Origin of the sequence: Aminobacter sp. MSH1, assembly GCF_003071665.1 — a bacterium.
In the GTDB taxonomy this organism is placed as follows: Bacteria; Pseudomonadota; Alphaproteobacteria; order Rhizobiales; family Rhizobiaceae; genus Aminobacter; species Aminobacter niigataensis.
Window position 1 is genome coordinate 682,714 of sequence record NZ_CP026265.1, and the last position, 17,412, is coordinate 700,125.

The following is a 17,412-nucleotide window of genomic DNA, read 5'->3' on the forward strand; positions in this document are numbered from 1 at the left end:
ATCGATGATCCAGATCGACGACAGGTATTACGACCGACAGAAGTTCGAGCAGATGGTGGCGCAGAGCGCCGACCAGGCCGGAATCAACGCCAAGGCGCGCTACGCGGTCTGCTTCTCCGATACAGCCGGCTGGCTGGCGCTGTTCTTCGCCATCCGCAATATCGGCGCCAGCGTCTTCCCGATCCACCCGGCAACGCCGCATGCCGCGGCGCGCCGGCTGGCTGTCGCCGCAGGCTGCCACGCGCTGTACTTCAACGGTCTCGAGGCAGAGACGCTGTCGACCGAGATCGAGCCGGCTTCGCAGGGCCAGTTGCTGCAGATGAGCTCCGGCACCACAGGCGCGCCGAAATGCATCGCCCGCGGCTGGGCCGAGATCGACGCCGAGGTGGCGAGCTATGTCGCGACATTCCGCCAGCCCGAGGAGATGACGCCGGTCATCGCCTGCCCGACGACCCATTCCTACGGCTTGATCTGCGGCATACTGGTGGCGCTCAAGCGCGGCCGCACGCCGGTCATCGTCGACGCCGGCAATCCGAAATACCTGCTGCGGACGTTGCGCGACATCGAGCGGCCATTGCTCTACTCGTCGCCTGCAGTGCTGCACACGCTGGCGCGCCTGATGCCCGAAGGCGAGAAGCTGCACGCGGCGATGACATCGGGCACGGTGCTGCCCGAGCCATGGTTCGCGCGCATCCGGGCGCGGACGGCGCATCTTTTCCAGCAATATGGCTGCTCTGAAGCCGGCTGCATCGCGGTCAATCCCGACGTCACCGACGCAGCCGACATGGGCTTCGTGCTGCCGCATCACAACGTCGCCTGCAGCAACAGCGCAGTCGCACCGTCCGAGGTGGTCATCAGCGGACCCAGCGGCGAGGTCGCCACCCGCGACCTCGGCTATTTCAGGCCTGATGGCATGCTGGTGTTCGTCTCCCGGCTCGACGACACCATCAACGTTTCCGGCCTCAACGTCTATCCCAGGGAAGTCGAGGACGTGGTGATGTCGATGCCCGCCGTCACCGACGCTGTCGCCTTCCGCAAGGCGGACACGCTGGCGGGCGAGCGGGTCGGCCTGCTGTTCAGCGCCAGCGAACGGCTGGACGGCCCAGCCGTGAGGCAATGGTGCGCCCAGAACCTCGCCAGCCACCAGCTGCCGATGGAGATCGTCCAGGTCGACGCGATCCCGCGCCAAGCCAACGGCAAGATCAGCCGCCGCGAGGTGGCGGCGCAGCATGCCGCGGGACAGTTCGCTGCATTGGCCAGGGAGGTCGCGTGATGAACACCGAACAGGTGATCGAGGCGATCCACACCGTCCTGCGCGACCACATGAACCATGCCCATCTCGACCGTTTCGGCCCCGAGGCGCGGCTCAACGAGGACCTCTATCTCGACTCGGTGCTGATCCTCGAGATCTTCCTCAGCCTGGAACTGGAATTCGGCCTGCCCGCGCCGGAGGAGGCGATCAACCGCCAGGACATCGAGACGGTGCGCGAACTGGCGCAGCTGTTCACCGGCGAGGCCATCGCCGCAGCAGTGCGCCCCGAACCACAGGGCGAGGGCGTGCACGGCGAGGACTACATCGACATCAAGGTGCACTGCTTCGTCAGCAGCGTCTGCGACGCGCTGAAGCGCTCGGGCATCGACCAGCGGCCGTTCTATTTCAGCGTCTGGGACGCCGGCTTCGCCATCACCGAGCGCTGGCAGCTGGCCTATCACGACAAGTCGATCAACCACGACTTCTTCCGCGTCTGGTATGAGCGGATCTACGGCGTGACCATGCATGAATGGTACGACCCGGAACGGTCGAAGGACCAGAACATCGTCACCATGCTCGATCTGCTCGAGCGCAAGCGCGACAGCGAATATCTGATGGTGATGCTCGACCTGTTCCACCTGCCGGAGCGGGAGAACAAGTTCAACCAGAACCCGTTCCCGCACTATCTGATGATCGAGAAGACCGACGATCCGAAGATCTGGCAGGTCAACGATCCCGACTTCCGCTGGGAAGGCCAAATCGCCCGTGACAAGGTCGTCCACGCCATCCGCCAGCCGACCGTCGGCGGCGGCTACATCTTCGACCGCCTGGAGGCGCAGAAACCCACCGCCGCCGACCTGCGCGACTTCTTCCTCGCCTGCTACCGGCCCGACCACAATCCGCTGGTCGACGGCGTGCGTCGCATCGTTACCGCCCATTTCGAAGGCCGAGACGGGGCGAAGCTCGCCGATCTCGGCGCAGCACTTCGCGAGGTGCCCGTCATCTCGATTCGCAAATACGCCTACGAGCACGGCTTCGCCTTTTTCTGGCGCGAGATGAAGCTGGCCAATGCAGACTTCGACCACTGGTGCGACGAGATCGAGCGGGTGATCCAGGACTTCAAGGCGCTGCACTATGCCGTCATGAAGCTGGCCCAGACCGGCGACCGCAGCCTGGCCGACGACGTCTTCCGTCGGCTCGACACGCTGGACGGGCTCGAAAGGCGGATCAAGGCCAGGCTTGGTGAGGCCTTCGAGGCATGGTGCGCCATGAAAGGCATCCCCGACACCATACCCACCGAACTGCTGGGAGCAGCCGAATGAAGATCTCGCTCTGCACCATCACCTTTCGCCATCACCTCGCTTCGCTCGAGGATATCGCCAGGTGGGCCCGCGCCAACGACTTCCAGGGCATCGAGCTGTGGGGCGTGCATGCGCGCAACCTCGCCTACCAGCCGCATCGCGACGCCGACTGGCTCGCCGAGCTCGGGCTCTATGTGCCGATGGTCAGCGACTACCTGCCGCTCGACGGCGATGGCGAGGCGCTGCGAAAGAAGACCGTTGACCTGTGCCGCCTCGCCCGGCACTGGCGGGCCGGCAAGATCCGCACCTTTGCCGGCAGCCGCGGCAGCCGCGACACGCCCGCCGACGTCAGGCGCATCATCACCGCACGACTGCGCGAGATGTCGGAGATCGCGGCCGATTTCGGCCTCGACCTGCTGGCCGAAACGCATCCGGGCACGCTTGCCGACTGCGGCTCGTCGACGCTCCGGCTGGTTGCCGAGGTCGACCACTCGGCATTCAAGCTCAATTTCGACACGCTGCATGTCTGGGAGGGCGGGGACGACCCGGTCGCCGCCCATGCCGCGATGCGGCCGCACATCCGCCACTACCACCTCAAGAACGTGCGCTCGCGCGCCGACCTCCGGGTGTTCGAACCAGCCAATGTCTATGCAGCTGCCGGAAGCCGCGAAGGCATGACGCCGCTGTTCGACGGCAAGGTCGACTATCAGCGCTTCCTCGGCCAGCTGCGCGACGACCCGGCAGTCGAAGCCTCGCTCGAATGGTTCGGCAACGATTGCTTCAATGTCCTGCGCAGCGACCGACAGGCAATAAAGCGCCTCAGAAGTCGGGATGAAGTCTTGTTGCGCACCGGTAGCTTCTGATATGTGCCAAAGAAGAGTATTTTGCGAAGGTTTTATGAACCCGACGCCGACGGCACAAGACGGAGACACGAGATGAAGTATGTTCGGCTGCTGGCCAACCTTGCAGCTGCGCTGGCGATCGCCACCGCACCTGCCATGGCCGTGGAAATCACCACCGCGACCGGACAGAAGACCATCGACAAGGTGCCGGTCAAGGTCGCTGTCTACGACATCGCCGCGATCGACACCCTGACCCGACTCGGCGTCCAGCCGGCAGGCGTCCCCGACAAGCTGTTCGTGCCCGAACTGGCCGATGTCGCCAAGGGCGCCACGGTCGTCGGCACCCTGTTCGAGCCGGATCTCGAGGCATTGAACGCGCTTGCGCCCGATCTGGTGATCGTCGGCGGCCGTTCGTCGACTCAGGTCGAGGCGACGTCGCGCGTTGCGCCGACCATCGACATGACCATGGCTGGCGACGATCTCGTGGCCCAGGCCAAGGCGCGCCTCGCCGCCTATGGCGACCTCTTCGCCAAGCCCGACGAGGCCGCCGCCGCCGCCAAGGAGCTGGACGCCGCCGTCGAAGCCGCCAGGCAGGCCGTCAAGGGCAAAGGCAAGGCGCTGATCCTGATGACCAACGGCCCGAAGATCACCGCCTACGGCCCGGGTTCGCGCTTCGGCTGGGTGCACAAGACGCTCGACCTCGAGCCGGCCGTCGCCGATGTCGAGACGGCGACCCATGGCGAGGCGATCTCGTTCGAATTCATCAGCAAGGCCAACCCGGACTGGCTGCTCGTGCTCGACCGCGCCGCGGCCATCGGCTCGGGCGACCAGGGCGCCAAGGCCACGCTCGACAACGAACTGGTGGCGCAGACGACCGCCTGGAAGAAGGGGCAGGTGATCTTCCTGCCGTCGCCCGACTTCTACATCGCCGCCGGCGGCGTACAGTCGACGCACCGCGTCCTTTCGACCATAGAACAAGCTTTCGCCAAGGCGAAGTGATGGCCGCGGCAGTGCCCAACGCCCGGCTGGTGGTCGCCACCAGCCTCGTCGGGCTGTTTGCGCTGAGCCTGTGCATCGGCGTCGACGACCTGTCGCTGGACAGGATCGCAACCGGTGCAGGGGCGCTGGAACTTCTGCTCGTCAGCCGCCTGCCGAGGACGGTGGCCGTGGTGCTCACCGGCGCGGGACTGGCCATTGCCGGGCTCGTGCTGCAGATACTGGTTCGCAACCGCTTCGTCGAACCCATCACCACCGGCACGGGCCAAAGTGCCGCCCTCGGCGTGCTCGCGGTGACGCTGCTGTTTCCAACAGCATCGATCGGGGCGAAGACCCTCGCGGCGAGTGCGACCGCGCTGGCCGGCACGTCGATCTTCCTTGGCATCGCCCACCGGCTGCCGCCGACGCAGCCCTTCCTCATCCCCCTGTTCGGCCTCGTCTATGGCGGCGTCATTGGCGCGGCGGTGACCTTCATCGCCTGGCAGACCGACCTGCTGCAATATGTCGACGTCTGGACCAACGGCGAGTTCTCCGGCGTCCTGCGCGGCCGCTACGAGCTCTTGTGGATCCTCGCTGCCATGGTGGCGCTGGCATGGTGGGTGGCCGACCGGCTGACGATCGCCTCGATGGGCCGAGAAGTCAGCGTCGGGCTCGGCCTCGACTACCAGCGCATCGTGCAGTTCGGCCTCGTCATGGTGGCGGTGATCTCGTCGCTGGCCGTCGTGGTCGTCGGCATGATCCCGTTCGTCGGGCTGGTGGTGCCGAACCTCGTGTCCCGCCTGATGGGCGACAATTTGAAAAGCGCGCTGCCCTGGGTGGCTGTCACCGGGGCAACGCTGCTGCTGGCCTGTGACATCATCGGCCGCGTCATCCGCTACCCCTATGAAATTCCCGTCGGCACCGTGCTCGGCGTCGTCGGCTCGGGGCTGTTCCTGTGGATCCTGTTCGGGCGGGCCCAGCGTGCCTGACAAGCGGCTTCTGATCCTCGCCGCCGTGGCGCTGGCCGTGGCGGCCGCCTTCATGACCGTCGGCTTGCGCGGCAATATCGGCTTTGCGCTCGAACTGCGCGCGGTACGCCTGCTAACGCTGATACAGGTCGGCGTGGCCATCGCGGTCTCGACAGTAGTGTTCCAGACGGTGACGGCGAACCGGGTGCTGACGCCGCAGATCATGGGGCTGGACGCGCTCTACCTGTTCGGCCAGATGGCGCTGGTGCTGACGCTCGGCAGCGTCGGCTATGTCGCGCTCGACCCGCGGCTGAAATTCGCCGGCGAGTCGGTGCTGATGATGGCGATGGCGCTGATGCTGTTCCTGCCGATGCTGCGGCGGCGCTTCGACATCGGGCTACTGCTTCTCACCGGCGTGGTGCTCGGCGTGCTGTTCCGCAGCCTCGCCATGCTGATGGCGCGGGTAATCGACCCGAACGAATTCGCCGTCGTCCAGGGTTCGAGCTTCGCCGATTTCAACACCGTGCGACCGGATCTGGTCGCCGTCGGCCTGATCGTGACACTTATAGCCGGCGCCATCATCTGGCGGCTGCGCCACATGCTCGACATCGTCGCGCTTGGCGCCGACAGCGCCACCGGCCTCGGCGTCGACTGGATCCGGGCGCTCGCCGGTCTGCTGCTGCTGGTCGCAGCGCTTGTGGCGGTATCGACGGCGCTGGTCGGGCCGGTGACCTTCTTCGGGCTTCTGGTCGTGGCGCTTGCCGAGCGCATCATCGACAGCCGACGCCACCGCCTGCTGCTGCCGGCGGCGATGCTGACGGCCATCATCGTGCTGCTCGGCGGCCAGATGGTGCTGCAGCACGTGCTTGGGGGTGCGGCGACACTCGGCGTCGTCATCGAATTCGTGGGGGGCCTCGTGTTCCTGGCCATGCTGATCACAACGAGCAAGCGATGATCGAGATCAAGAATATTTCGCTGCGCCTCGGCGACACGCAGATCCTGCAAGATGTGTCGCTGACCATGCCCAAGGGCGGGCTGACGGCACTGGTCGGGCCGAATGGCGCCGGCAAGTCGAGCCTGCTGTCGCTCATCGCCCGGCTGCAGCCGCTGCAAAGCGGGTCCATCTCCGTTGACGGCCTGCCGGTGGACACGACGCCGAGCCGCCGACTGGCGAAGACGCTCGCCATCCTGCGCCAGGACCCCGCCGTGGCGAGCCGGCTCAGGGTGCGTGAACTGGTCGGCTTCGGCCGCTTTCCGCACCAGCGCGGCCGCATCGACGACAACGACCTGAGGCTGATCGAGGCGGCGTTGCAGCAATTCGGCCTGACCGACCTTGCCGACCGCTTCCTCGACCATCTCTCGGGTGGCCAGCGCCAGCGTGCCATGGTCGCCATGGCCTTCTGCCAGGGCACCGACTACATGCTGCTCGACGAGCCGCTGAACAATCTCGACATGATGTTTGCCCGCCAGCTGATGCGCGACCTGCGCGCCGCCGCCGACAAGGACAAGCGCACCGTCATCGTGGTTCTGCACGACATCAACCACGCCGCCGTCTATGCCGACCGCATCGTGGCGATGAAGGCCGGGCGCATCGTCGCCGACGGCGCCCCGGCCGAGGTGCTGCAGCCTGACGTGCTGGCCCAGGTCTTCGGCTATGACATGGACGTCATCGACGTCGGTGGCGCGCCGCTAGTGCTGCACCACCGCTAGCTAGGTCCGGGATTTACCGCGCGGCGCGATGGAAGGGGACGGCGACCGGCCCCTCCTCAATCCGCTCTTAAAACGGATAGGCCGGCGGTGTGTTGCGGATGGTCAGCCACTGCCACTGGGTGAACTCGTCGATGTTGCTGGGACCGCCGATGCTGGTGCCGTTGCCCGAGGCGCCGACGCCGCCGAACGGGTTGATGACTTCGTCGTTGACCGTCTGGTCGTTGATGTGCAGCAGGCCGGCGCGCAGCCTGTCGCCGATGGCCATGGCGCGGCCGATGTCGGGCGAGATCACTGCGGCGGACAGGCCGTATTCCGTGCGGTTGGCGAGTTCCACCGCCTCGTCGTCGCCGCTGAAGGAGGTGATGCAGGCGACCGGGCCAAAGATCTCCTCCTCGAAGGCAGCCATGCCAGGCTTGACGCCGGCGAGCACGGACGGCGCGTAGAACAGCTTGTCATAGCTACCGCCTGCCATCAGTCGGGCACCCTGATCGACCGTGGTTTTCACCACCCGGTCGATGTGATCGAGTTGCGCCTTGTTGATGATCGGGCCGAGCGCGACGTTGTCCGTCGCCGGATTGCCGACAGGCAGGCTCTTCGCCTTCCGTGCCAGCGCCTCGGTGAAAGCCTCCAGGATCGGCGCCTCGACCAGGATGCGGCCGGACGACATGCAGATCTGGCCCTGGTGCAACCAGGCACCCCAGGCGGCATTCTTCACCGCCAGATCGAGGTCGGCGTCCTTGAGGATGACCAGCGTGTTCTTGCCGCCGAGTTCGAGCGACACCTTCTTGAGATGCCGGCTGGCGTTTTCGCCGACAATGCGGCCTGCCTTGGTCGAACCGGTGAACTGGATCATCGCGATGTTCGGATCGGCGACCAGCGCGGCACCCGCGTCGCCGGCGCCCGGCAGCACGTGGATGAGGCCTTCCGGCAGGCCGGCCTTTTCGAACAGCGTGGCAAAGACCAGCCCGCCGCAGACCGCCGTGCGCGGATCTGGCTTGAGCACAACCGCATTCCCCACGGCGAGCGACGGCGCGACGGCCCGCATGGCGAGATAGAGCGGGAAGTTGAACGGCGAGATGACGCCGACGACGCCGAGCGGACGGCGGCGGGCGAGGTTCATCCGGCCGGCTTCCGACGGCAGCACGAGACCTTGCGGCTGTGAGGCGAGTGCGGCGGCTTCGTTCAGCGCCTTGATGCTGAGTTGCGTCTCGAACTCCGCTTTGCCGCGCGCCGAACCGCTCTCGCGGATCAGCCATTCGACCACGTCGCCGAAATGCAGCTCGAGCATACCGGCGGCCTTGCGGATGACCGCCGCCCTGGTGTCGTAGCTTGCCGCGGCCCAGTCCCGTTGGGCTTTCGCCGCAGTTTCCGAGGCCTGCGCGACGTCTGCCGGGGATGCCATGCCGATGCGGCCAAGCACGGAACCTGTCGCGGGTTCGACGATGTCGGCTGCTTGCGTCGTGCGCTGCCAGCCGCCCGAATAAATGGTCCCGTCGAGATGGTCGCCGCGGATCAGCTTCGGCTCCTGGGAAGAGACTGCCGTGTTCATCTTGTCACTCCTGGTGGTATGCGGCCACTCGGCCGTCCTGTTCGGCGACGTGGAGCCGCCGTCTTTGGAAAAGAAATTCGCGAAGCAGACTGGCCACTTCGACCGGACGCTCAATGCACGGCAGATGACCAGCGCCGGCAATCGCGCGGAAAGCCGCTGCGGGTATTCGCCGCGCCGTGTCGGCGACCAACTCAGGCGGCGTGGAAAGATCCTCGGTGCCGGCGACGACCAGCGTCGGGGCGGAGATGCCGCCGATCGCGTCAGTCAGGTCTGCATCGCGCAACGCCCTGCAGGTGTCGGCGTAGCCGGCGGCCGGCGTGCGCTCCAGCATGCGCTGCCAGCCGGCAAAGGCGTCGGGCTCGCCGTTGCGGTAGCCGGGCGAAAACCAGCGCTCCATGATCTGGTCGCCGATTGCCGCCACGCCCTGCTGCAACACCGCGTCGATGCGGGCGTTCCATGCGTCCAGCGTGCCGATCCTGGCGGCCGTGTCCATCAGCACCAGCCCGGTCAACCGCGCCGGTGCGCGCACCGCGAGTTCCATTGCGATCAACCCGCCGACAGACAGGCCGCAGACGGCCGCGCTGTCCCAGCCGACGTGGTCGAGCAGGCCGATAAGGTCGTTCGCATGATCGGCGATGCCGCCGGGAGCCGGCGACACTTCGCTCAGCCCGTGGCCGCGCTTGTCGTAGAACAGCAGCTCGAAATCGGTGCCGAGTTCGTCGGCGACATCGTCCCAGATCGTGATGTCGGACCCGAGCGAATTGGCAAAGACGATCCTCGGGCCGCCGCGGCGGCCGACACGGCGATAATGAAGGACGATGCCGTTGGTTCTGGCGAAGGACATGATGCGCGCCCTAGTGCAGGCCGAGATGGCGTTCGAGAAGCTCGGGCTGCGCCAGCAGATCGGCGGGCGTGCCGTCGAACTCGATGCCGCCCTTCGACATCACGACCATGCGGTCGGCGACCTTCGACAGGTTCTTGATGTCCTTGTCGACGACGATAGTGGCGATGCCTTCGCCGCGTATGACGGCGAGCGTCTTCCAGATCTCGTCCGCCACCAGCGGCGCCAACCCCTCCGTCGCCTCGTCGATGAGAACGATCTCCGGATTGGTCATCAGCGCCCTGCCGATGGTCAGCATCTGCTGCTCGCCACCGGAAAGCTGGTGGCCGCCATTGCCGCGGCGCTGGGCGAGCCGCGGAAACACCGACAGCACGCGGTCCAGCGTCCAGCCGCGCTTGCCGTCGCGGCCGGCGCGGGACGCCATGGTGAGGTTCTCGATCACCGTGAGCGAGCCGAAGACCCCGCGCCCCTCGGGCACGAGGGCGACGCCCGCCTGCGAAATGGTCTCCGGCTTCTTGCCGCGGATCGAGCTGCCGTTCAGGTCGATGGTTCCCTGGACGCGCGGCACCAGCCCCATCAGCGAGCGCAGCAAGGTCGTCTTGCCCATGCCGTTGCGGCCGATGAGCGCCACCTGTTCGCCGGGCTTCACGGCCAGGCTTACGCCGTGAAGGATCTGGCTCGGCCCGTAAAAACTCTCCAGCCGATCGACTGTCAGGAGCATGTTCATGCGACTTCCTCCGCTTCTCCGAGATAGGCGGCGCGCACCACCGGGTCGCGCCTGACGGCCTCGACCGTGCCCGAGGCGATGACCTTGCCGTCGGCCATGACGGTGAGCCGGTCGGCGATGGCGAAAACCGCGTCCATGTCGTGCTCGACCAAGAGAACGCCCCTGCCCGCCTTCAGCGATGCGATCAGTCCCGTCATCCGGCGCGCCTCGGCGTGCCCCATGCCGGCAAGCGGTTCGTCGAGCAGCACCAGCCGGGGCGCGGTCGCCAGCACCATGGCGACCTCGAGCTGCCGCTGCTCGCCATGGCTCATCGATCGAGCCGGGGTGTCGGCGCGACCTTCGAGACCAACCTCGGCAAGCGCTGCAAGGGCCGCTTCACTTACGGCGGCACGGCGCTTGCCGTCACAGCGCATGGCAAGGGCGCCGGGCCGTGTCGCCTGGGCAGCCAGCCGGGCGTTGTCGAACACAGTACGCTCGGGAAAGATCGTGGTCTTCTGGTATGAGCGGCCGATGCCGCCCTGGCAGCGCTGGTTCGGACCGCTTGCGGTGACGTCGCGGCCGTCGAGCAGGATGGCGCCGTCGGTCGGCCTCAGGTCTCCCGACAGCAGGTTGATGAGCGTCGACTTGCCGGCGCCGTTGGGGCCGATGACGGCATGGATTTCGCCTTCCCGGACACTAAGGGAAACGTCCGAGCAGGCGGCAAGCCCGCCGAAGCGCTTGCCGAGGCCACGGGCTTCGAGGATGTCAGCCGACATTGTTCGCCTCCTTCAGCTTGAGCGCAGGCGTGCTGGCGCGCCTGCCGAAGCCGGCCAGCCGCGCAAGGTCCTGCAGGCCGCCGGGCGCAACCAGAACAAGCGCGATGACGATCAGCCCGTAGACCAGCTTCCAATCGTCGATGAAATATTTCAGCACCTCCTCGAGCCCGGTCACGACGAAGGCACCGGCGAGCGGCCCGGCGACCCGGCGCGTGCCGCCGAGCACCACCATCACCAGGGCGGTGGCGGAGAGATGCCAGCCGAGCATCTGCGGCGCGACGAAGCCGAACTGGGCGGCCGAGAGATAGCCGGCAAGACCCGCCAGCGCTGCGGACAGCACGAAGGCAATGAGCCGGACGCGGAACACCGGGATGCCGAGCGCAAGCGCCCGCCGCTCGTTGTCGCGCGCTGCCGTCAGCGCATCGCCGAACGGCGTCGACAGCAGGTGCCGGATGAACCACCAGCAACCGGCAGTCATCAGCAAGGCCACCAAGTAGAAGGTCACCGGATTGTCGAGGTCGAGGAGGATCGTCTCGCCGAACGCCAGCACCGGTTTCACATAGAGGAAGAGACCATCCGAGCCGCCGCCGATCGGCGTGTCATGGAACAGGAAGAACAGCATCTCGCCGAAGGCGAGCGTGACCATGATGAAATAGACGCCGCGCGTCCTCAGCGACAGCACGCCGATGACCAGCGCCACGAGCACGGTGACGCCAACGGCAAGCGGAAGCGTCAGCAGCAGCGACGGCGCGTCATATTCGGGTGCCGCCAGCACGAGGACATAGCCGGCCAGGCCGAAGAACGCGGCGTGGCAGAGGCTGACGAGACCGCCGAAGCCGACGGCGAGGTTCAGCGCCATGGCCAACGTGCCGAGGATCAGCACCTTGGCCGCGAACTGGACGTAGTAGTCGGGGACCAGCGCCGGAAGCATCGCCGCCGCAACAACGGCTGCAAGCAGCGCCAGATGGGTACGTGAAGACAGGGGTTGCATCTCAAACCTCCCGCTTGCCGAGGATGCCGGTGGGGCGAACCACCAGGACCACGGCCATCAGTACGTAGACGAGGATTCCGGCCAGCTCCGGCATGAACACCTTGCCGAAGGTGTCGATCAGGCCGATCAGCAGCGCGCCGATGGCTGCGCCCGGCACCGAGCCGATGCCGCCCAGAACCACCACGACGAAGGACAGGATGAGCATGCCGTCACCCATGCCGGGATAGACGGTGGAAATCGGCGCGATCACCGCACCGGCGAGTGCGGCGAGCGCAATGCCGACGGCAAAGACGTAGCGGTTGACGCTGTCGAACGGGATGCCGAGCGCACGGGTCATTTCGCGGTTCTCCGCCCCGGCCCGCACCACCATCCCGATCCTGGTGCGGCGGATGACCAGGAAGATGGCCACCGCGACACCAAGGCAAAGCAGGCTGACGGCGAGCCGGTAGACGGGATAGTTCAGCACGTCGGTCAGCGGCAGCGAACCCGAGAGCCATTCCGGCAGCGGCACCGACTGCACGTCGCGGCCGAACACCATCTGGCGCAGTTCGTCGACGACGAGGATCAGGCCGAAGCTGAGCAGCACCTGCGAGAGATGATCGCGGCCGTAGAGCCTGCGGATGAACACGCTCTCCAGTGCCAGTCCGATGACGAAGCTGATGGCGAAGGCACCAACGATGCCGACGGCGAAATTACCGGTCGCCACTGTCAGCCACCAGGCGAGATAGGCGCCCAGCATGTAGAACACGCCGTGCGCGAGATTGATCACTCCGAGGATGCCGAAAACCAGGGTCAGGCCGCTCGCGACGAGAAAGAGCACGAGCCCATACTGGACGGCATTGAGGAGCTGGATGGCAAAAGTGCCGATATCCATGACGGTCTCCATGTCCGAAGGAGGCAAGCGGGCGCAGTTGCGCCCGCCGTTCAGGCCATGCGGCAGCCGCGAGCGGGGTCCTGCACCGCCTCGCCGGCGACCGACACCAACGCGTTGCGCCCGTCGCGGACCTCGCGGAGGTAGATGTTCTGGATCGGATTGTGCGCGGCCGAGAAGCTCAGCGGCCCGCGCGGGCTGTCGATCCGGGCACCTGCCATGGCACCGAACAGCGCCTCGCGCGCCGAAGCGTCGCCGCCGGTAGCCGCAAGGCCCGCCTCCAGCAGCGCCGCCGCGTCAAAGCCCTGGACGGCATAGATGTCGCCTGCCTCGCCGGTCTTGACCTGGAAGGCGGACAGGAAGGACTTGTTGGCCGGAATGTCGAGATCGTCGGCATAATGCAGCGTAGTGCGGATGCCGGTGGCGGCGTCGCCCTGCGCCTTCAGCGTGCCGTCGGTCAGGAAGCCGGTGCCGTAGAGCGGGATCTTGCCCTTAAGGCCCGCAGCGGCATAGTCGGTGACGAATTTCACCGCCCCGCCGCCGGCGAAGAAGGCGAACACCGCGTCGGGCTTGAGCGTGGCGATGCGCGTGATCAGCGCCTGGAACTCCACTTCCGGGAAGGGCACCGTCAGCGCGTCGACGACCGTGCCGCCTGCCGCCTCGAAACCTTCGGTGAAGGCACCGACCATCTGCTGGCCGGCGGTGTAGCGCCAGGTGATGGTCACGACATTGCGGTGGCCGTCGTCGTGGACGACCTTGCCCATCGGATGCGCCGGCTGCCAGTTGGAGAATGAGGTGCGGAAGATGTTTTGCGCGCAGAGCGGGCCGGTGGCTTCGTCGGCGCCGGCATTCGGGATGATCAGAGGCACGCCGGTGTCGCGCGCCACCTTCACCATCGCCATGGCGACGCCGGAATGCACGGTGCCTATGACCACGTCAGCCTTGTCGCGGCTGACCAGCCTGTTCATGTTGTCGGTCGCGGTCTCGGGCTTGGACTCGTCGTCGAGGCGGATGAACTCCACCTTGCGGCCGCCGAGCATGCCCGACTTCTGCTCGACATAGAGGCTGAAGCCGTTTTCGATGAACTGCCCGAGCTTGGCGTAGGTGCCGCTGAAGGGCAGCATCAGTCCGACCTTGAGCGGCGCGCCCTGGGCGATTGCCGGCTTGGGGAATCCGAGGGCCAGGCCCGCGGCTCCGGCTGCGGTTGCGCCGAGAAAATTCCTGCGCGTCATGGCGATGGTCTGCGTCGTCGGCTTGAACTTGGTCATGTCGTACTCCTCCGTTTTATTGTCATTGGACAGTCGTCGTGCGAGGCCTCCCCCTCGCAGCAGCCTCGGCCGCTATCCGACGTGGGGACCGGGTCGCGCCCGAGCCCCACGGCGGTATGGTTCAATGGCCTCCGGCAAAGGCCTCGACCGGTGCCTGCCGGCGCGTGCGCACCAAGACGACGGCGACGGCAGCGAGGATCAGCGGCACCGCGAGACCGGCGAAATAGCCGCTGGTTCCCCCGACCTGAAGCAACCAGCCACCCGCCGCCGAGCCGACGATGGCGCCGGTGCGGCCGATGCCGATCGCCCAGCCGGTGCCGGTGGCGCGCAGCTCGGTCGGATAGGTGCTGGAGATGAGGTAGTTCAGCGCAATCTGCTGGCCGCCGATGCCGAAGCCGGCTGCGGCGACAAGCGCAAAGACCAGGGTCCAGTTGGTGTTCACCAGGGCCAACCCGGCGCAGACCGCGATGCCGATCATGAACATCGCCGTCAGCGTGCGGCGGATGTCGATGCGCGGCAGGAAGATCGACAGCGGAATGGCGAAGACGATGAAGGCGGCGTTGACGATGACCGTTCCCAGCGCGGCGGTCGGCTGGTCGAGCCCCATGCCGGTCAACACCGTCGGCAGCCACAGCAGGAACATGAACCAGGCGATCCAGTTGAACAGATAGATGGCCCAGATCGCTATGGTGCTGGTGCGGTACTCCGGCGTGAACAGCGCGCTGACCGAGCCCTTGCCGGCCGCAGGCGGCACGACGAAGGTCGTGTCATCGGCAATAGGCTTGCCGGCGATGCGGGCGACGAGACTGCGAGCCCGGGAGATGTCTTCGGGCCGGCCGCGCGAGGCGAGGAACTGGGCCGATTCCGGCAGGAACGCCAGGCAGATCAGCAGCACGACGAGCGGTATCGCCCCGCCCACGATGTAGATGCCCTGCCAGCCGATGACCGGCATCCAGCCGGCGGCGAGCACGCCGCCGACCATGGCGCCGGCCGGCAGGCCCAGGAGCACGCCGGTGAGCACTGCACCGCGCAGGCGCGACGGGCTGTATTCCGCGGCCATCGCCAGCAGGACCGGTGTCGCACCGCCCATGCCGAGGCCGGTCAGGAAGCGCAGCGCCACGATCTGGGTCGGCGACTGGGCAAACGCGATGGCCAGCGAAAAGACGCCGAACAGCACGATCGAACCCAGGATGGCAACGCGGCGGCCGATGCGGTCGCCGATCATGCCGAGGCCCATGGCGCCAAGCGCCATGCCCAGCGTGCCGGAAATGAAGATGTATGTCATGTCGCCGGGCGACATGCCGAAGGCCTTGGCGATGGCAGGACCCGTATAGGCGATGGCCTGGGTGTCGAAACCGTCAAGCAGCGCGACGAGAAAGCACAGGAAGAAAACCCGAAGCTGCAGGCCACTCACAGGCCGCTCGTCGAGCAGCTGCCGAATGTCCAGTCTAGAATTGAGCACGTGTATTTCTCCTGTAGGAAGTCGATCCGCCGGCAACGCCGGCCTCTGTCTGTGAGTTCGACGGCGCGAGCTTGCTGCCCGGCGTCGCCGTGTTTTCAGCCGCTGTCGCCACCACCGACCGGCAGAATGGTGCCAGTGAGGTAGGAGGCCTCGTCCGAGGCCATGAACAGGATGGCGTTGGTCTGCTCGGCGAGCGTGCCGTAGCGTTTCATGAAGCTGGTGGCCTTGGTCTGGTCGACCACCGCCTGCATCCAGGCCTTGTCGCGTTCGTCCTGGGCAGCGTCATTGCGCGGGATGCGGCGCACCGGTGCATCCGTACCGCCGGGCGCGACCGCGTTGACGCGAATGCCGCGCTCGGCGTTCTCCATGGCCAGCGATACGGTCAGCGCGTTGACCGCGCCCTTGGCCGCCGAATAGGGCACGCGGTTGATGCCGCGCGTGGCGATCGACGAGACGTTGACGATCGACCCGCCGCCGGCCTCGATCATCAGCGGCAGCACGGCGCGGCAGCACCACATGGTCGGAAACAGCGAGCGGCGGATCTCCGCCTCGATCTGGGTCTCGTCGAAATGCTCGAACGGCCGCATCCAGATGGCGCCGCCGACATTGTTGACCAGCACGTCGACGCGTCCGAGCGCAGCGCGCGCCTCCTCGATCGCGCCTGTCGCGCCCTGCCAGCTCTCGAGGTCGGCCAGGATCGCAACGGCCTTGCCGCCGCTGGCGACGATCTCGGCTGCGGCCTCTCTGGCCAGTTCGGAGCGGTCGACAAGCGCTACATGCGCACCCTCGGCCGCCGCCTCGATCGCCACCTGGCGGCCGATGCCTTGCGCGGCACCGGTGACGACCATCGCCTTGCCGGCGAAACGCTGCGCCCGGCCGCTCATATCGCTGCCTCCGCGGCCACGAACTTCTCATGGTAGAAGGCGGCCGGTTTGACCCCGATCTTGTCGAAATGCGCCTTGACCGCGTCGACCATCGGCGGCGGGCCGCAGAGATAGACGTCGGCCTCGCCGTCGTTCAGATCGGCGGCGCCGAAGTGGTCGGTGACGAAACCGGTCAGGCTGTGCGTGCTCGCCTTGTCGGAAACGCAGACGTCGAAGGTGAAATCCTCCATCGCCCCGGCAAAGCGCTCGAGCTTTTCGACCTCGACCATGTCGACGTCGCGGGTGACGCCGTAGACGAGCCTGACCGGGTGAGCGGGGCCGCCCTGCTCTTCCAGATATTCGAGCATGGCAAGGAAGGGGGCGAGGCCGGTGCCGCCGGCTAGGAACAGCGTCGGCCGGCGCAGTTCGCGCAGGTAGAACGCACCCACGGGACCACGCAGCGTGAGCCGGTCGCCGGTCGCCGCCTGGCTGGACAGGTAGGTCGACATCACTCCGCCAGGGATGTTGCGGACCAGGAAGTCGGCACGGCCGCCCGAGACGCAGGACGAGAACGAATAGGCGCGGCTCTCGCTGGTGCCTGGAACCGAGACCTGCATGTATTGGCCGGGCAGGAAGCTCAGGGCATCCGGCTGGTCGAGGGCGACGGTGAAACCGATGGTCGTGTCGGAAAGCTTGCGCACGTCGGCGAGCTCAGCCTCGAATGCCGTCGGTCCGCTCTTGCACAGTGCGGAGGTCGCCGGAATGCTGATGACGCAGTCGCTCTCCGGCCGAAGCTGGCAGGTCAGCACGAAGCCTTCCGATGCCTCGTCCTCGCTGAGGGCATCCTCGATGTAGTCGCCCATCCTGAAGCGGCCCGACTCGCACTTGCTCTTGCAGGTGCCGCAGGCGCCGTCGCGGCAATCCATCGGAATGTTGAGCCGGGCCCGATAGGCCGCATCGGCCACGACCTCATTGCCGTCGCATTCGATGAAGCGGGTGACGCCGTCTTCGAAATTCAAAGCTATCCTGTGTGCCAT

Annotated in this window: 17 protein-coding genes; 7 read left to right on the plus strand and 10 right to left on the minus strand. The window is 66.6% G+C overall.

Features of this window, described 5'->3' with window-relative positions:
• The first annotated feature begins 4 nt into the window (after nt 1-4).
• From CO731_RS28955 to CO731_RS03270, 7 genes are all read left to right on the plus strand, one after another.
• A complete protein-coding gene (locus CO731_RS28955) occupies nt 5-1,273 on the plus strand; it encodes an AMP-binding protein (RefSeq protein ID WP_199914550.1) in 1,269 nt (422 codons plus the stop codon).
• Nucleotides 1,273-2,574 (plus strand): DUF6005 family protein, encoded by a 1,302-nt coding sequence (locus tag CO731_RS03245; protein WP_108605932.1) that lies wholly within the window; start codon nt 1,273-1,275, stop codon nt 2,572-2,574. Before CO731_RS28955 ends, CO731_RS03245 begins: the two co-directional genes overlap by 1 nt.
• Nucleotides 2,571-3,416, plus strand: a complete 846-nt coding sequence (locus CO731_RS03250; RefSeq protein WP_108605933.1) for a sugar phosphate isomerase/epimerase family protein — start codon at nt 2,571-2,573, stop codon at nt 3,414-3,416. Before CO731_RS03245 ends, CO731_RS03250 begins: the two co-directional genes overlap by 4 nt.
• A 72-nt stretch (nt 3,417-3,488) precedes the next feature.
• Complete coding sequence (locus CO731_RS03255; protein WP_108605934.1) at nt 3,489-4,394, plus strand: siderophore ABC transporter substrate-binding protein; 906 nt, start codon at nt 3,489-3,491, stop codon at nt 4,392-4,394.
• Nucleotides 4,394-5,359 carry an iron chelate uptake ABC transporter family permease subunit gene (locus CO731_RS03260; protein ID WP_108605935.1) on the plus strand — a complete coding sequence of 322 codons (966 nt, stop codon included), beginning with the start codon at nt 4,394-4,396 and terminating at the stop codon, nt 5,357-5,359. The genes CO731_RS03255 and CO731_RS03260 overlap by 1 nt, the downstream gene beginning before the upstream one ends.
• Complete coding sequence (locus CO731_RS03265) at nt 5,352-6,293, plus strand: iron chelate uptake ABC transporter family permease subunit (protein WP_108605936.1); 942 nt, start codon at nt 5,352-5,354, stop codon at nt 6,291-6,293. The genes CO731_RS03260 and CO731_RS03265 overlap by 8 nt, the downstream gene beginning before the upstream one ends.
• Complete coding sequence (locus CO731_RS03270; protein WP_108605937.1) at nt 6,290-7,048, plus strand: ATP-binding cassette domain-containing protein; 759 nt, start codon at nt 6,290-6,292, stop codon at nt 7,046-7,048. The genes CO731_RS03265 and CO731_RS03270 overlap by 4 nt, the downstream gene beginning before the upstream one ends.
• A 67-nt stretch (nt 7,049-7,115) precedes the next feature.
• Here the strand turns inward: CO731_RS03270 and CO731_RS03275 are convergent, their stop codons facing one another.
• The 10 genes from CO731_RS03275 to benC form a co-directional block, all read right to left on the minus strand.
• Entirely contained in the window at nt 7,116-8,597 is a 1,482-nt protein-coding gene (locus tag CO731_RS03275) for a benzaldehyde dehydrogenase (RefSeq protein ID WP_108605938.1), read from the minus strand.
• A 4-nt stretch (nt 8,598-8,601) separates the two neighbouring features.
• Complete coding sequence (gene pcaD, locus CO731_RS03280) at nt 8,602-9,441, minus strand: 3-oxoadipate enol-lactonase (RefSeq protein ID WP_108605939.1); 840 nt, start codon at nt 9,439-9,441, stop codon at nt 8,602-8,604.
• Between the two features lie 10 nt (nt 9,442-9,451).
• On the minus strand, nt 9,452-10,165 hold the full coding sequence (locus CO731_RS03285) for an ABC transporter ATP-binding protein (protein WP_108605940.1): 714 nt from the start codon (nt 10,163-10,165) through the stop codon (nt 9,452-9,454).
• The gene (locus CO731_RS03290; RefSeq protein WP_108605941.1) at nt 10,162-10,920 is read right to left on the minus strand and encodes an ABC transporter ATP-binding protein; all 759 of its coding nucleotides are present in this window, start codon (nt 10,918-10,920) and stop codon (nt 10,162-10,164) included. The genes CO731_RS03285 and CO731_RS03290 overlap by 4 nt, the downstream gene beginning before the upstream one ends.
• Complete coding sequence (locus CO731_RS03295) at nt 10,910-11,911, minus strand: branched-chain amino acid ABC transporter permease (protein ID WP_108605942.1); 1,002 nt, start codon at nt 11,909-11,911, stop codon at nt 10,910-10,912. Before CO731_RS03295 ends, CO731_RS03290 begins: the two co-directional genes overlap by 11 nt.
• Before the next feature lies 1 nt (nt 11,912).
• The gene (locus CO731_RS03300) at nt 11,913-12,785 is read right to left on the minus strand and encodes a branched-chain amino acid ABC transporter permease (protein ID WP_108609603.1); all 873 of its coding nucleotides are present in this window, start codon (nt 12,783-12,785) and stop codon (nt 11,913-11,915) included.
• Between the two features lie 50 nt (nt 12,786-12,835).
• On the minus strand, nt 12,836-14,014 hold the full coding sequence (locus CO731_RS03305) for an ABC transporter substrate-binding protein (RefSeq protein WP_245439778.1): 1,179 nt from the start codon (nt 14,012-14,014) through the stop codon (nt 12,836-12,838).
• 157 nt (nt 14,015-14,171) lie between these two features.
• Nucleotides 14,172-15,512: an MFS transporter gene (locus CO731_RS03310; RefSeq protein ID WP_108605944.1), complete on the minus strand. Its 1,341-nt coding sequence runs from the start codon at nt 15,510-15,512 to the stop codon at nt 14,172-14,174.
• A 95-nt stretch (nt 15,513-15,607) separates the two neighbouring features.
• Complete coding sequence (gene benD, locus CO731_RS03315; RefSeq protein WP_108605945.1) at nt 15,608-16,396, minus strand: benzoate diol dehydrogenase BenD; 789 nt, start codon at nt 16,394-16,396, stop codon at nt 15,608-15,610.
• Nucleotides 16,393-17,412 carry a benzoate 1,2-dioxygenase electron transfer component BenC gene (gene benC, locus CO731_RS03320; RefSeq protein ID WP_108605946.1) on the minus strand — a complete coding sequence of 340 codons (1,020 nt, stop codon included), beginning with the start codon at nt 17,410-17,412 and terminating at the stop codon, nt 16,393-16,395. Before benC ends, benD begins: the two co-directional genes overlap by 4 nt.

Excerpts from the sequence above, each read along its gene's own strand:
- CO731_RS28955 (WP_199914550.1), top strand. The coding sequence starts at position 5 with ATGATCCAGATCGACGACAGGTATTACGACCGACAGAAGTTCGAGCAG.
- CO731_RS03300 (WP_108609603.1), bottom strand. The coding sequence starts at position 12,785 with ATGGATATCGGCACTTTTGCCATCCAGCTCCTCAATGCCGTCCAGTAT.
- CO731_RS03250 (WP_108605933.1), top strand. The coding sequence starts at position 2,571 with ATGAAGATCTCGCTCTGCACCATCACCTTTCGCCATCACCTCGCTTCG.
- CO731_RS03285 (WP_108605940.1), bottom strand. The coding sequence starts at position 10,165 with ATGAACATGCTCCTGACAGTCGATCGGCTGGAGAGTTTTTACGGGCCG.
- CO731_RS03270 (WP_108605937.1), top strand. The coding sequence starts at position 6,290 with ATGATCGAGATCAAGAATATTTCGCTGCGCCTCGGCGACACGCAGATC.
- CO731_RS03290 (WP_108605941.1), bottom strand. The coding sequence starts at position 10,920 with ATGTCGGCTGACATCCTCGAAGCCCGTGGCCTCGGCAAGCGCTTCGGC.
- CO731_RS03255 (WP_108605934.1), top strand. The coding sequence starts at position 3,489 with ATGAAGTATGTTCGGCTGCTGGCCAACCTTGCAGCTGCGCTGGCGATC.
- CO731_RS03305 (WP_245439778.1), bottom strand. The coding sequence starts at position 14,014 with ATGACGCGCAGGAATTTTCTCGGCGCAACCGCAGCCGGAGCCGCGGGC.
- CO731_RS03245 (WP_108605932.1), top strand. The coding sequence starts at position 1,273 with ATGAACACCGAACAGGTGATCGAGGCGATCCACACCGTCCTGCGCGAC.
- pcaD (WP_108605939.1), bottom strand. The coding sequence starts at position 9,441 with ATGTCCTTCGCCAGAACCAACGGCATCGTCCTTCATTATCGCCGTGTC.
- CO731_RS03275 (WP_108605938.1), bottom strand. The coding sequence starts at position 8,597 with ATGAACACGGCAGTCTCTTCCCAGGAGCCGAAGCTGATCCGCGGCGAC.
- CO731_RS03295 (WP_108605942.1), bottom strand. The coding sequence starts at position 11,911 with ATGCAACCCCTGTCTTCACGTACCCATCTGGCGCTGCTTGCAGCCGTT.
- benD (WP_108605945.1), bottom strand. The coding sequence starts at position 16,396 with ATGAGCGGCCGGGCGCAGCGTTTCGCCGGCAAGGCGATGGTCGTCACC.
- CO731_RS03260 (WP_108605935.1), top strand. The coding sequence starts at position 4,394 with ATGGCCGCGGCAGTGCCCAACGCCCGGCTGGTGGTCGCCACCAGCCTC.
- benC (WP_108605946.1), bottom strand. The coding sequence starts at position 17,412 with ATGGCACACAGGATAGCTTTGAATTTCGAAGACGGCGTCACCCGCTTC.